At 41.9% G+C, this 13,972-nt stretch carries 12 protein-coding genes; 2 read left to right on the top strand and 10 right to left on the bottom strand.

Going from position 1 to position 13,972, the window contains the following annotated elements; genetic code table 11:
• Positions 1 to 85: 85 nt before the first annotated feature.
• The 10 genes from ccsA to KTR06_RS12430 all read right to left on the bottom strand — a co-directional run bounded on the left by ccsA (position 86) and on the right by KTR06_RS12430 (position 12,026).
• Positions 86 to 2,185 (bottom strand): cytochrome c biogenesis protein CcsA, encoded by a 2,100-nt coding sequence (gene ccsA, locus KTR06_RS12475; RefSeq protein ID WP_008640653.1) that lies wholly within the window; start codon positions 2,183 to 2,185, stop codon positions 86 to 88.
• A 19-nt stretch (positions 2,186 to 2,204) separates the two neighbouring features.
• Positions 2,205 to 3,359 (bottom strand): Rid family hydrolase, encoded by a 1,155-nt coding sequence (locus tag KTR06_RS12470; RefSeq protein WP_008640652.1) that lies wholly within the window; start codon positions 3,357 to 3,359, stop codon positions 2,205 to 2,207.
• 20 nt (positions 3,360 to 3,379) lie between these two features.
• On the bottom strand, positions 3,380 to 4,093 hold the full coding sequence (locus KTR06_RS12465; protein ID WP_008640651.1) for a cytochrome c: 714 nt from the start codon (positions 4,091 to 4,093) through the stop codon (positions 3,380 to 3,382).
• A gap of 23 nt (positions 4,094 to 4,116) precedes the next feature.
• Complete coding sequence (locus tag KTR06_RS12460) at positions 4,117 to 5,331, bottom strand: porin (protein WP_217290381.1); 1,215 nt, start codon at positions 5,329 to 5,331, stop codon at positions 4,117 to 4,119.
• Positions 5,332 to 5,358: 27 nt separating this feature from the next.
• Positions 5,359 to 6,789, bottom strand: coding sequence for a di-heme oxidoredictase family protein (locus KTR06_RS12455; RefSeq protein ID WP_008640649.1), 1,431 nt, complete (start codon positions 6,787 to 6,789; stop codon positions 5,359 to 5,361).
• A gap of 110 nt (positions 6,790 to 6,899) precedes the next feature.
• On the bottom strand, positions 6,900 to 8,054 hold the full coding sequence (locus KTR06_RS12450) for an imelysin family protein (protein WP_008640647.1): 1,155 nt from the start codon (positions 8,052 to 8,054) through the stop codon (positions 6,900 to 6,902).
• 26 nt (positions 8,055 to 8,080) lie between these two features.
• On the bottom strand, positions 8,081 to 9,421 hold the full coding sequence (locus KTR06_RS12445) for a hypothetical protein (RefSeq protein WP_118407765.1): 1,341 nt from the start codon (positions 9,419 to 9,421) through the stop codon (positions 8,081 to 8,083).
• Positions 9,422 to 9,812: 391 nt separating this feature from the next.
• Positions 9,813 to 10,175 (bottom strand): DUF2023 family protein, encoded by a 363-nt coding sequence (locus KTR06_RS12440; protein WP_117684301.1) that lies wholly within the window; start codon positions 10,173 to 10,175, stop codon positions 9,813 to 9,815.
• A 33-nt stretch (positions 10,176 to 10,208) separates the two neighbouring features.
• A complete protein-coding gene (fldA, locus tag KTR06_RS12435) occupies positions 10,209 to 10,715 on the bottom strand; it encodes a flavodoxin FldA (RefSeq protein ID WP_117684302.1) in 507 nt (168 codons plus the stop codon).
• A 135-nt stretch (positions 10,716 to 10,850) separates the two neighbouring features.
• Positions 10,851 to 12,026, bottom strand: coding sequence for a phosphoribosylaminoimidazolecarboxamide formyltransferase (locus tag KTR06_RS12430; RefSeq protein ID WP_008640643.1), 1,176 nt, complete (start codon positions 12,024 to 12,026; stop codon positions 10,851 to 10,853).
• A 209-nt stretch (positions 12,027 to 12,235) separates the two neighbouring features.
• Between KTR06_RS12430 and KTR06_RS12425 the strand changes: the two genes are divergently transcribed.
• Positions 12,236 to 12,940 carry a hemerythrin domain-containing protein gene (locus KTR06_RS12425; RefSeq protein ID WP_120070650.1) on the top strand — a complete coding sequence of 235 codons (705 nt, stop codon included), beginning with the start codon at positions 12,236 to 12,238 and terminating at the stop codon, positions 12,938 to 12,940.
• Positions 12,930 to 13,541 (top strand): LuxR C-terminal-related transcriptional regulator, encoded by a 612-nt coding sequence (locus KTR06_RS12420; RefSeq protein ID WP_120070647.1) that lies wholly within the window; start codon positions 12,930 to 12,932, stop codon positions 13,539 to 13,541. Before KTR06_RS12425 ends, KTR06_RS12420 begins: the two co-directional genes overlap by 11 nt.
• Positions 13,542 to 13,972: the final 431 nt, after the last annotated feature.

The raw sequence follows: 13,972 nt of genomic DNA, 5'->3' as shown, positions 1-13,972 counted from the left end.
TGAATACATTAATGTTTTTTCAACTTAACAACCAAATAAAAGAAATGCGGGTGAATCACTTCGGCCGATTCTTATGTATGGTGGTTCAGGAGTTTGCATAACTATGCATCCCGCCAAGAACATAATTCACTCCGAAATAAGTCATTAAGACTGTAAGGAAAGCAAGAATCATATAAATATGGAAAAATAAAGGCTTGCGGAAAATGCGCAGGCTTTGTGAATGGAAGGCTGCTCCATATACAAGGAAGGTAATCAGCGCCCATACTTCTTTCGGGTCCCACGCCCAGTATCTTCCCCAGGAAACGTTTGCCCAGACTGCTCCCAAAAAGATGCCTGCCCCTAAAAAGAACGTCGCAGGATAGAGTAGCAAACGGCTGACTAGCGTCAACTGTTCTATCCGGTTATCTTGTCTGTCGTCATTTTCAGAGACATTGTTTTCCGGCTCTTTTTTTCGGAGACATAATGCCAGTATTCCGTTTAGCATGATAAATGCCAATAGGGCATAAGACATCATAATCAATGAAACATGAATGCTTAACCACGGAGAGACGAGCACCGGCATTAATGGCGTTATCTGCGGATTCATTTGTCCCAGATAAGAGACTAACAACGCAAAGCCGGAGAGCAAGAATCCGAATGGAAGTACGAATGAGAATCTTCGATGGAGCAGGCAGGCTACCAAGAGGATGCAGAGTGCCATAAACTGCATGGTTTCGTAACCGTTGCTAAGTGGAATGCGTCCGCCAATATACCAACGTAGGCAATATCCTGCTAAATGGAATATGAAAGCAAGATAGAGCGCAACAGAAAAGAACGCTCCTGCTGTGCGGGTAATCGCTTTGGCTTTCGGTGAGAGTACCCTTCTTCGCAGGCTGTACTGAAGCAGAAGCAGGAAAGACAATACTCCCAATGATAGATTAATCATAAAAAGAATCTTGCTGAACGGAATCCGGTTGTAGAGTAGTTCGGCTTTTATTTCCAGTTCGGAGAGTGGTTGCACGCTGCCATCAGTGGGTAATGGCTGAATGAATGTTCCTTTTTCCAGCATCAGGATCAATCCCACTTTTTCGTCCGTTTCTTGGATGGCTTTGGCGAGTTTGCTACCTTTTCCCTGTTCTTGTTGCCAGGTTTTCTGAAGACGGTAGACCGGACCGTCAAATAAATCGGTTAATCGGGCGTAAGGTGTCTGTAAGTTTAGCAAATGCTGCAACTCTGTATTTTTGATGTATATCAATGGTTCATTTCTCCATACTTCCGGATAGAGTAGCCAGCCACCAATTACCTGTTCAGGCGTCAAACCTTTATATGAAGCTTTGCCTGTCAATTTCTGAATGAAATCGCGCGCCAATGTATTGAATGGTACTACTCGGTCGTGATAAATGACCTGTTCTTGTGCCAAACTGTCTGCTTGTACCCGTTTCAGTGCCGGGAGAAGTTTTTTTTGTGCTTGCATACTACCTGCAAGACAGAAGAGGAACAATAGAAATACACCTCCTTTTTTCAGTAGCGGGTGACTTAGCAGGCGTCGGAAATCGCCATAGCGGGAAAATAATAACCAGATCATGGAGATACCGAGCAGAACATATCCTGCATACGTAACTCCCGTACCCCACGGGTCATAATTGACAGTCAGCCAACTCCCTTTTCCATCATCATCGAAAGATGACTGATAGAAACGGAAACCTTGTAATGTAAATATACGGTTCATTGAAATCTGTTCGTGTGACAGAACATCTTTTTGTCCGGGAAGAGAGTAGGTGATATAACTGATGTAGTCTGCCGGAGCTTCAGTTCCGGGATAGTATGCTATACGAAAACTATCCAGCTGTATTGTGAATGGCAGGTCTGCTTCTCTTCCGCTTTCCGACTCCTGAAAACTACCTGCCGTCACTCCCGGCAGTAAATGTACGTATCCTTTTTTACTGCCGGTAAACGTAATCATGGCCCCCACCAGGATAACGAGGAGGGAGCCATGAAACAACAATATGGGGAACCGTCGCCATAAAGCACGTCGGATGAGAGCAACAAGTGCAATTGCGGCAATAACTCCCCACAAACAACAAAACCAGCATGTATGATATATATTTCTCTCTACAAAATCTGTCCCATACGCTTGCTCTACAAAAGTAGCTGCAGCGAGTAGTCCCACCAGACAGATATATAAGATAATAAGTAACCTTTTCAACGGTATAATCTTTTATGATTTAAAATGGAGCGTACCCCTTGTTCTTACATTCTTTCACTCCCATACATTCCATCTCAATCAACCATCCGGGGCGACATACCGGAGCATGAACAAATACTTTGGGAGTGTGTGGGAAACGTTGGTCATACATTGCTTTAACGACTGCATAGTCGGCTATATCACGCAAATATACAATCATTTGTCCCAAATTTTCAAAAGTGCATTCTGCTTCTTTTAGCAGGGTTTCCACATTTTCCCACATCCGTTCTGTCTGTTTGCGAATGTTGCCGGGATATACCACTTCGCCTTTGTTGTTGATGCTTGCCGTACCCGAAATAAATATCTGGCGGCGGTCGCCATAATCTACATACGTGCCACGTTCAAAACTTACTCCATATTCATAAGTCGGATTCAGGTGGGTAGGTGCATAGAGAAAATGAATCTGTTCCGGTTGTAATCCTGCTACGGCATAAGTATCCATTTGTACCAGTACTTTCGGATCGGCATGGCGACCGCCGATACCGGTGCTGGAAATGTAATGTGTTTTTTCTGTCAGGTTTTGGGTAACGAAAACTTCATTACGCGCTTTCACTACTCCGGCATAATTCACGTCTACATTTTGTACAAAGAACCATGTGCGGATACAATTGTCCGCCAGTCTGCAACCTTGCTCCATGAGTTGCATCACATAGTCGTTCAATAACAGGCGGGTCTGGTATTCCGAATTGGCGGCACGATTGAATGCGCTACCACCCCAAAAGTGGCGGTAGGCACTGTGCTTCACCTCGAAAAGCCCGTTATGCAGGACTTGCGTCTGTACGTCAGTCAACAGATAGACCCATAAGGCAATCTTGGTTCCGTCCAGCGGGGGCTGTTCCACAATGGAAAGTGTGCAGCCCGAACCTTCAGTTGTCAATGCCAATAGTGTATCTGCCTGATTGGCGGCGTCACTTAAGAAATAGCGTTTGAGGATGGCGACTGCTCCTTTCAGTTCTTGGGTAAGTAAATAGTCGTAAGTGTTTAATACTGCATTCAGTTGTTCTTCGTATGTATCTTCCGGTTTAGTAGAATGAATGATGATGTGATACTCTGAAGCTTCTCCTCCTGCATTGTATTTAAAAATCTCTGTTAGTGTCTTTTCAGACTGAATATTCTGTTGTTTTTTGTTGTTCATATCAATTGTATAATAACTATTTATTCTTGTGCGCCGTTATTGATCCAATCGTCAATAAGGGTCAAAATAGGGGATGACAGTATTTCTTTAGAGTGATCGTATCCCCAAGTTGAACTAATAGTGGTATTCAATAATGTATGCAATACACTTTCTTGTGCACTGCCTGGCTTGACAAGTAACATACCGTCTACTTTCTTTGACGGATGGTTGACGAGTGCCTCATAGCTTTTGCCCTCTGTCAGATACAGGTTGCCTGCTGCCGAACTACCTCCACCATGACAGTGGGCACATGTAGTATTAAATACTTTTTCCTGAATGCCATGATACATACCTGCATCCACAGTTCCCACATCCATAAGAATAGTGTCGTCAACTGCCGTAAGATCGTCCATTGACCGAAAGCTGATTACTCGTTTTCTTAATCTATTAATAACGCATAACTCAATAGTGGTTACTTTGTCACTGACTCCTGTCATGGTTACCTGAATCTCATCATTTTCGACCGCCGGAATTGTTTTTGTGACAACGGCATACTCGCTCTCATCACTGAAGCCTGCCACTACAACACTATAACCATCGGGCCATTTATTGATACCACTGATTCTTCCGCTCATTCTCAATGTGCGTCCTTCTTCTGACAGGGTCTCTGTTTTTTCATAAATACGTCCGTCATCACATGACGTGATATATGCCAATAACAGTAGACAGCCACCGAAAAGAATGTATTTTTTCATAAACAAATCCTTTCTTGTGCTATTTAGAATGTATATTGAAGTAGAATACTGGCCGAATGTACTGCCAAACCTAAATCATCGTTATCCCGATCGAGTTGGGTGTCATGACCTTTGCGGGCAATATACTGGTACATAGCTTGTAACTTCAAGTTGCAGTTTTTGAAGAAATAGTTCATGCCTACGGCTGGCATATTCAGGAAACCATTGGTGTCCATTCCGTTACGATTGAAGAAATCATAACGTGCGGCTGCCTGCAGGCGGGGAGCTATAAAATAACCACCTTGTACATAACCGCCCAGGTAATTATATGACTCGGAAATCTTTTGTCTTTTTGTAAAACCTACATTCATATAATAAACTTCAGCACCCAGATAAAGTTTGTTTTTTAGCATTGCAAACTCTAATCCCGCACGATAATCATTGGTACTTTCATTTTCACTTTCTACATTAATAGAAGTAGAAATACCAAACATAATTTTGTCTTCATTCAGCCTGTTCGGATTTCCCTGTGTGGCAGGCATCACTCCCTTCGGCATATAAGTGAAACGTCCGGCATACAGTAAAGACGGAATGTGCCAGTCATCGCTGAATGTCTTTGTCGCGGTGTTGACAGAAGCGCCCGTACCATTGAATAGACCGATTTCATACCCGAATTTGTCAGCCACTAAACCGTGAATCTCTACCCCTAAATCGAATCCGGTGCCAATGTTAGGTGTTACCGCATTCAAGGAGTAGGGGAGGATAACGGGAGCAGTGAGTGATACTGGTAAATTGGGTAACAATGTTTCTCCCAGTGTTGTCAGATAGGCATGTGAGAACGGAGTCTTGAATTTACCGACCCGGATGGCAAATTGCTTTTTCAGCTGAACATCAAACCATGCCTGTTGAAGTAATGCGCCTCCGCTGGCTGCCGCATTGATGGAAAGGTTGAAAGATACTTTATCGAAAGCCTTTCCGGTGAACCCGAGTACAGCGTAAGGAACGGAAAAACCGGAGTTGGCTATGTTATCCTGATTATATGCCTTATCTAGTCCTTCATCGCCGTACCAATTGAAGTTTGCACTGGTTTGTACGAGCAGATAGGGTTTGAATACGAAATCTCCCTTCTTGGTTTCGATCGTGAATCCTTCTCTTCCAGCCAATGATACTACACCATTTTCTGTATCTTCTTCATGTTGCGCCATTGCAGCCAAAGGCATGATGGCAGTCAGCATGGCAATGATTATAAATTTCTTCATAATTGCTTTGTATATACTACTTTTAGTTTAAAGTGAATTTAAAAATGCGATCAGCGCATCGCGGTCTTCTTTACTCATGTTTTTAAATAAGTTCTTCGATGCTTCTCCTTCTCCGCCATGCCACATGATAGCTTCTGTCAGATTGCGGGCACGGCCGTCATGTAGGAAATAAGTATGCCCGTTGACCTTTTCTTGCAGGCCAATTCCCCAAAGAGGGGTAGTGCGCCATTCGTTTCCACGTGCCAGGCCGCTTACGTAGTTGTCATTCAGGCCGACTCCCATAATTTCCGAACCCATGTCGTGTAACAGATAATCGGAATAAGGGTGAATGGTCTGACCGCCCAGCCACGGGAGTTGGGTATTGTTTAATAACACAGTACCGCGTGGTTTGGTATGCAGGGTCGTCACATGACAAAGATGACATTTGGCTTTATAAAAGTTTTGTTCCCCTTTGATTACTTGCGGATCGTTTATATTACGCCGGGCGGGTACGCCGAGACTCTGCATATAGAGATCTACATTTTCCATCTCTTCTGTGCTGACATCCAACTGGTCATAAGAAAGTCCCATCATGCTGCCTTGGTTGACTTGCGTTTGTCCTTCGCAGATTTCTTCCGGATAGCGGCTGTTGGTAACACCCATATCACTGGAGAATCCTAACTCTACCGTTAAATCGGCATGTTGGGCTTTGTTGCCGGACAATCCCAGACATCTTACTCCCCGTTCGGTGATGTAATTACATCGTCCGCTGATTCCATATTCGGGATAATTGCTTTTTGCTGCGAGTGCTTCAATTTCAATGGGATCTAATGCCATCATCTGTCCCATACCTACGTGACGTAATGGAATACGTACGGTGCAAAACAAATCTTCCGGTTTGATCTCTTCGGCATACCATTCGGATATGCTATACTGCGGTTTGCAAAGCGTGTAGGCTTCTCCATCAGGGAAAGAAAATGTTTCGTAAGTGTATTCTACGGATAGTTTGCCTTCCGGTTGTACTCCGTAGATTGCCTGGTCATGAAGCACACGGCCATAATCCTGAAAGAAAGCTCCGTTCTTACGGGATATGTAAACCAGCATGGAGGAGAAACCATAGCTGCCCGATCCGCCCTCTGTCCATAAAGAGGGTTTAGTGCGCCCTGCATTCCGGTGGCAGCTGCCGCACGAGTAACCGGCATAAACAGGTCCGAGACCGCCACCATGCCCGTTGTTGCTTGTACGTACATCGTCATATAGCCTGTCGCCTCGGGTGAAGCGTACGTCATATGCTCCTGTTATCCAATCTGCAGGCGTATCATAAGCAACGGATGAACTCAAGAAAATGGTTGATGTTCCGGCTGACAGGGCATAGCCTTCCGGGATTTCGATATCCAATACGCCAATTCCGTCGTCATCACAGGCTGAGCATGCCAACAGGCAAAAAATAGAGAATGAATATTTTAGAAAGTGATTCATTGTTTATTGACTTTATTTCAATAATATGTTTTAAACATACCAAAGAAGTAAAGGTGGATGATTGACTTCCAACCTTTACTTCTCAATAATATCTTAGCTAAGATAAGTCTTTATTGTACTTTACGTGGTTCACCGTTTTTGTAGAGAAGGAATTCTAATGTGTGGAAACCGCGTACATTCTGTGCCGACTCAACAGCGGCTTCATCATCATTTTCATTCCATTCAAGATCACTCCAGCTTTGAGAATTCAGAATTTGCACGATGGCATTCTGGTCTAAAGGCCAGCTGTCCATGTTAGGATCAAGTCCCATCTCGTCTACCGGACCGAACAAGAAGGCTTCGCTCTTTTCCCATGGCTCACGTGCGGTGATCCAAGCTTCACAGGCTTTATCGAAAGCGCTATTTGACGGGTTGTCTGCAAGAGCTATTACTGCATTGTAGAGAGCATCGTTCTTTTCTTTCAAGCTTTTATAGGTAGGTACTACTACTGCATCTACATATTGCATTACCACAGGATTCAGTACGGCGTCGGTATTGATGTTGTTGGCATTATTGGCAATATAAGATTTTAAGTCATTCTTCAATATACTTTCCAGTTCGGCACAAGCATCCATTGCTGCTACTGTTTCATTACTGGGTATATGATTACGGAAAGGTTGCGGAATATCCTGAATGGCTTTTGCCGCTTTTTGAATGGCATTCTTTACATTAGTATCTAAGGATGGATTAACACCGGCGACTACAGTTGATAAAGAGTTAGCATTTATACTGCCGTCTAAAGAACCGTAATACGCATTCCGGATGGAGTAAATGTTGTTTGTATAATCATCACGTGAATGCCAGCTGTACCAGGATTCCACAGCGTACAATGCTTCTTCTGTATTTCCCGCTTTGTATAAGTTGTACGGATCACCAATCTTGGCGGTACCGACTTCGTTGGCAATTTCCGCGCATTTATCTACGATTTCTTCTACACAGCTCAATGCACTTGCATAAGGAGAACCGTTATGAGCCTTAAAGAGAGAAGCATAACTGTCGCCTCCTTTATAACTTGAGTTCCATGCGTTATAAAGATTGGTTGCATCTGTTTTTAAAAGTGCTGCTACATTTCTCATGTAGTTATGCCAGCTTGATGCGTTTTCAGAAGTGTAATCGATGTTAGCAGGATCTACTGTCGGGTTGTCATCGTCACTGCTACAAGAAGTAGTTGTAAATGCTAATCCCCATATGAGGGCTGCAACATAAAAGAATTTTGTTTTCATCATATAAAAATTAAATAATTGATTATTTGTTATTTCTTGATAAACCATCCTATATAGGCTATTCCAATGGAAAATTCGTTTTCACTGTTATATGCTTTTGAAACGCCAAAAACTTTGTTGGTACCAATCTGACGGGTGGCATAGTCAGCTTTTATCACTAAGTTTGGCAACGCATACCAATTTAATCCCGCTGTCCACATACTTACTTGGCAGCGTTTTTCCATCGTTTGCCCTTTTTCTCCTTTTTCTTGTGGATTGTAGTATTCATAGCGGGCAAATGGATAGATAACCGGAATCTTTTTATTGCCTCCGAAGACTGAGCGGATATTGATACCGGCTTCTGCTGCATAGCTTACAGCATTCTTAGCTACCGGTGCCAGACGACTGTACGGTGATTTATTGGATAACTTGACATTTGCTTGGCTCACTCCCAAAGAGTTTCCTAAATTTCCATATAAAATATTACCACGTGCCGTTACATATTTATTGCGATATTGTGCATCTGCGGTGAAGATTCTTACCGGAATTTTTCCATAGCTTGAATAAGTCTGTTCCTTGTCGGAATTGGCTCCTGCATCTGCGCAATAATAGAATGAGGCACCTACACGTAAGCCGGGAACTCCTTTATAGTCCAAGCGGAATACATATGCGGGAGAAGTGAAATTATCTTCTTCAAAAATTCCCTGTTTACCACTGCCTACCCATGTATTGCGATCGAATCCGTTAGGGTTCAGACCTGCTACAACCATAGCTTGGTAGTCAAAACTGGCATAACCTTTTCCAAAGGAACCAAAGATTTCCAAACCATTTTCATGCCAGGTAGAGGGCAGAAGGGTGGTTTCACCCTCCGGACGTGAAGTTCCGAAGAAATTGATCGGTTCATGGTGTGCGTTGGTCAGTCCTACCGGAACAATAATATGTCCGGTACGCACGTTGAGGGAGCGATGAATCAAACGTGTGATGTGAAATTGCTCAATAGCCACTTCTCCTCCTTTTTCAACTTCGGTTTCGTATTCACCGTTTTCGGTGTTTTCTAATTCGAAAGCTGTACCTGTTCCACCGGATTCAAACTCAATCTCTGCACCGAGTATCCATTTGGAATTAAACTTATAATCAAAAGCTAAAACGAAACGGGGGATTGAAATGGTATTCCTGTTTTTCTTTGGATTACCATCGTTTCCTCCATAGAAACGGTTGATGCCATAATCTTTAAAATTAGCGACCATTTCACCATATCCACCAAAACGGAATTTAGTATAATCTTCTGTAGAAGAAGAATTACTATTTTTGGAAATTTCTTTTGTCTCCTGTGCTGAATTTGAAAGAGAAGGCAGGAGGCATAGAATAACGATTGCGGTTATTTTTCTCATCTTTTTAATAATTTTATCGGTTGCAAAGTTAGATGAGGTTAAAAAATGTGGCAATACCTAATACTAGGCATAGTTATTTCTTAAATTCAGTATATGTAGGTAATTTGAGACTAAAGAGTAAAAGAAAGATAAGTTTTGAGAGAATAAAAAAGACAAAGGTATATATTAGTGTGGTAATTTTTACTGATATATACCTTTGCCTGTTGTTAATGTGTAGAGTTGTCCTTCTTGTTTATTTCATCATCGCTTTTGTTTGTATTTGAGTGAATCGTTTCCTTCACAACCAGTCTTTTTGGATATATCTACCATCAGGAAATTGCTCTTTTCAGAAACGATCCGACTCAAGACAAACTAGATACAAACAAAGCTAAACTTATGCTAAGGTTATTGCTTAAACTGCCATCTTTATACCTTCTTTTTTGCTGCAATACCGTTTGCACTGCTGGCAGAGGTCATATCCCAGCATGGCCCCCAAAATAAAGTCTTCCTCGGCTGTCAGTTGATTTAAGGGGCGAATGATGATATGCCGCATGGCTTCCATACATTCAGGCTTTCCAAAGAACAGGTTGATTTTATTGTTGCCTACTTCCTGTATCATATAACTGATCTTTTGATTTTTCAATCGGCGGATGGCAAATTCTTCGTGCTCTTTACTCATTGTATAAAGTACCATGTTGCGTACGCCTTTCTTAAACTCATAAATGTGATTAAGAAAAATCCGGATTTCGCCGGGGATGATTCTTTCAGTTGCCATGATGCAAAGTATTCTTTTTATGTTAAGGTAAAATTAGCTGATTTCTTGTTTCACTTGTTCAACCCATGCGCTGATACGTTCGTCTGTCTTATTGTCTTCATTGACTTCGTCAAGCGGAAGCCCTACAAACTTGCCGTTTACAACAGCGATAGAAGAGTCGAATGTGTAGCCTGCGGTGTCTGTTGCTCCACAGAATTTACAATGGGTATCTTTCAAGTCTTCATAAAGAATACCTATTGCGTCACAGAAAGTGTCGCTATACGAGTCAGAGTCGCCGCAACCGAACAGGGCTACAGACTTATGAGATAAATCGCATTTTTTTAAAACTTTTACTCCATCATACCAGTCGTCCTGAAGTTCGCCTGCTCCCCAGGTAGAAGAGCCGAGCACCAATACGTCATATTCATTGACTAATGCCTCTGTTAGTTTGGAAACATCAAATACATGTGCCGAGGGTACATCTAATTTTTCTGCAATTCGGCGGGCAAGGTCTTCTGTTGTTCCGGTTGTGGAACCATAAAATACACCAATTTTATTCATCTTTGATTCGTTTTTAATGTAACGCTGCAAAGATAGAGGGTCTTGAAGAAATAGGAAATCCCCATTTATAATGGAAGATTTGTCTCCTTCTCATTATAAATGGGGATGTATGGAATAAAAAATAGTCGATATTTTTTAATGGTGGAACAAGCGGATGCCTGTAAATGCCATTGCCATATTGTATTTGTCGCAAGTTTCAATCACATGGTCATCACGTACGGAGCCACCCGGTTGTGCAATGTAGCTGACGCCACTCTTATGTGCGCGTTCTATATTATCTCCGAATGGGAAGAATGCGTCTGATCCTAAAGCTACGCCTGTCATTGTATCCAGCCATGCCCGTTTTTCTTCACGTGTCAGCACTTCCGGCTTTTCTGTGAAGAACTGTTGCCAAACACCGTCTGCCAATACATCGTCATAATCCTCCGAGATGTAAACGTCAATTGTGTTGTCACGATCTGCACGACGGATTTTCTCAATCCATGGCAAGTTCATCACTTTCGGATGTTGGCGTAAATACCAGATATCCGCTTTGTTTCCTGCCAGACGCGTGCAGTGGATACGTGACTGTTGACCTGCACCAATACCGATCGCCTGTCCGTCTTTGGCATAACATACCGAATTGGATTGCGTATATTTTAAAGTGATTAAGGCAATGATTAAGTCACGTTTTGCATCAGCAGGGATTTCTTTGTTTTGCGTAGGCATCTCTTTCAAAAGACTCTCATCAATTTTTAATTCATTTCTTCCTTGTTCGAAAGTTACTCCGAATACATCTTTGTGTTCGATAGGGGCCGGACGGTATGCGGGATCTATCTTTATTACATTGTAAGTCCCTTTTCTTTTATTCTTCAGAATTTCCAGCGCTTCGGTTGTGTAGTCGGGGGCAATTACGCCGTCGGACACTTCACGGTTGATAATACGTGCTGTTTCTTCGTCGCAAGTGTCGGACAATGCGATGAAATCTCCGTAAGATGACATACGGTCTGCGCCACGTGCACGTGCGTATGCTGTGGCCAATGGGGACAGCTTCATGTCATCTACGAAATAAATCTTTTTCAGCGTGTCGCTCATTTCTACCGCAACGGCAGCACCCGCAGGGCTGACATGTTTAAAAGACGCGGCAGCCGGCAGTCCGGTAGCTTCTTTTAGTTCTTTCACTAATTGCCAACTGTTGAACGCATCCAGCAGATTGATATAACCGGGACGTCCATTCAATACTTCGATGGGGAGTTCTCCTTCTTTCATGAAGATACGGGCAGGCTTTTGATTAGGGTTGCAGCCGTATTTCAGTTCGAGTTCGTTTGCCATTTTATTAAATATAAAATTACGAGTTACTAATTACAAATAGATAGCGACAAAATTACTAAAAAAAGACTAGCTTGCCTAAAGTTGTGCCACAAAATAGTAGCATATAATTAGTATTTGCTAACGAATGAGGGCATAAAATACCTATAAATGATGATTGTATTTCAGCAAAATATTCCGTTTCTTTGCAATCTCTAATATACATAGGTATGATGGATAATTTACAGAAATACAAGTCAACTGATAAGATGATCGATCTCATCAGCGATAATTATTCTTTGTTGCAAGTGATGAGCCGTTTTGGACTTTCGTTGGGATTTGGTGACAAAACAGTCAAAGAAGTTTGTGAGTTAAATGGAGTGGACTGCCGGACCTTTCTGATTGTAGTCAACTTTATGACCGAAGGCTTTTCCCGGCTCAATGGGGATAAGGATGATATTTCCATACCTGCATTGATTGATTATCTGCGGCAGGCGCATATTTATTTTCTTGATTTTTCTCTTCCGGCTATTCGTCGTAAACTGATCGAGGCAATCGACTGTTCGCAGGACGACGTGGCTTTTCTTATTCTCAAGTTCTTTGACGAATATACACGGGAAGTGCGTAAGCACATGGATTATGAAGAGAAAACCGTCTTTAAGTATGTCGATTCATTGATAAAGGGAAATGCTCCCAAAAACTACCAGATCAGCACCTTTTCCAAACATCACGATCAGGTAGGGGAGAAGTTGACAGAACTAAAAAATATCATTATAAAATATTGTCCCGCCAAGGCAAATGAGAATCTTCTGAATGCGGCTCTTTTTGATATATATGCTTGCGAAGCCGGATTGGAATCTCATTGCAAAGTGGAGGATTATATTTTTGTTCCTGCTATTCTGAATTTGGAAAGGAGGATGAGGGAAAATGAAAAATAATGAGGTCGTTCGAATTGCTATTGCAGAAACTTCTGTAATTATTCGTGGTGGGTTGACTGCTGCGTTGAAGCGTCTTCCCAACGTAAAAGTGCAACCGATAGAATTGTTGTCTGTTGAAGCATTACACGATTGTGTCCGAACGCAATGTCCCGAGATGCTGATTGTCAATCCTGCTTTTGGCGATTATTTTGATGTTGCTAAATTCCGGGAGGAAATATCTGGTAAAAGGATACGTATAATAGCCCTGGTCACTTCTTTTGTAGATGCTTCACTATTGGGTAAGTATGATGAGTCTATTTCAATATTCGATGATTTGGATATTCTTTCTAAGAAAATTGCCGGTTTATTGAATGTGGCTTCTGAAGAAGAAGAGGTGGATAATCAGGATACGCTTAGTCAGCGGGAAAAAGAAATCGTCATCTGTGTGGTGAAGGGGATGACGAATAAGGAGATAGCGGAAAAGCTGTTCTTGTCGATTCATACTGTTATCACACACCGGAGGAATATTAGCAAAAAATTGCAAATACATAGTGCTGCTGGTTTAACTATTTATGCTATTGTAAATAAGTTAGTTACATTGAATGATGTGAAAGATTTATAACCTGTGGAAGTGTTATAAAATACAAAACCGTTTGCGCACACGAAAAATATTCGTACCTTTGCAAAGCAGTTGAGAAATTGCTGTTAGTTTATAAAAGGTATAAAGAAAATATTAAAAAGGTATTAGATTAGATAATTTAAGGTATTAAAAGTTTTTTAGTTTAGTTCAATAGGATAAGTTTTTAATAGAAGGTAAAAGGATAACAATAGGTAAGAGGTTTTTAGGTAAAAAGAAGATTGGTTTTCAGGAAATTTGAGGTATTATGGAAAAGCCTTTTGGCTTTTCTGATGCAGTGGCGAGTGGTTCTATAAAAAGAATTAGCTCGTTTTTTTTATACAGCTTAAAGTCTGTTACAGGCTGATGGGGGCTCACCCGCAATTTCTTGGGGGTAACTATTTGTAGCTTTCTTTAAAGTGATTACTTTTGTAATA

It is taken from the genome of Bacteroides sp. MSK.20.12 (assembly GCF_019052435.1).
In the GTDB taxonomy this organism is placed as follows: domain Bacteria; phylum Bacteroidota; class Bacteroidia; order Bacteroidales; family Bacteroidaceae; genus Bacteroides; species Bacteroides xylanisolvens.
This window is presented reverse-complemented; position numbering and strand designations above follow the sequence as displayed.

Coding starts and splice junctions, on each gene's coding strand:
- KTR06_RS12470 (WP_008640652.1), bottom strand. CDS start 3,359: ATGAACAACAAAAAACAACAGAATATTCAGTCTGAAAAGACACTAACA.
- KTR06_RS12465 (WP_008640651.1), bottom strand. CDS start 4,093: ATGAAAAAATACATTCTTTTCGGTGGCTGTCTACTGTTATTGGCATAT.
- KTR06_RS12460 (WP_217290381.1), bottom strand. CDS start 5,331: ATGAAGAAATTTATAATCATTGCCATGCTGACTGCCATCATGCCTTTG.
- KTR06_RS12455 (WP_008640649.1), bottom strand. CDS start 6,789: ATGAATCACTTTCTAAAATATTCATTCTCTATTTTTTGCCTGTTGGCA.
- KTR06_RS12450 (WP_008640647.1), bottom strand. CDS start 8,054: ATGATGAAAACAAAATTCTTTTATGTTGCAGCCCTCATATGGGGATTA.
- KTR06_RS12445 (WP_118407765.1), bottom strand. CDS start 9,421: ATGAGAAAAATAACCGCAATCGTTATTCTATGCCTCCTGCCTTCTCTT.
- KTR06_RS12440 (WP_117684301.1), bottom strand. CDS start 10,175: ATGGCAACTGAAAGAATCATCCCCGGCGAAATCCGGATTTTTCTTAAT.
- fldA (WP_117684302.1), bottom strand. CDS start 10,715: ATGAATAAAATTGGTGTATTTTATGGTTCCACAACCGGAACAACAGAA.
- KTR06_RS12430 (WP_008640643.1), bottom strand. CDS start 12,026: ATGGCAAACGAACTCGAACTGAAATACGGCTGCAACCCTAATCAAAAG.
- KTR06_RS12425 (WP_120070650.1), top strand. CDS start 12,236: ATGGATAATTTACAGAAATACAAGTCAACTGATAAGATGATCGATCTC.
- KTR06_RS12420 (WP_120070647.1), top strand. CDS start 12,930: ATGAAAAATAATGAGGTCGTTCGAATTGCTATTGCAGAAACTTCTGTA.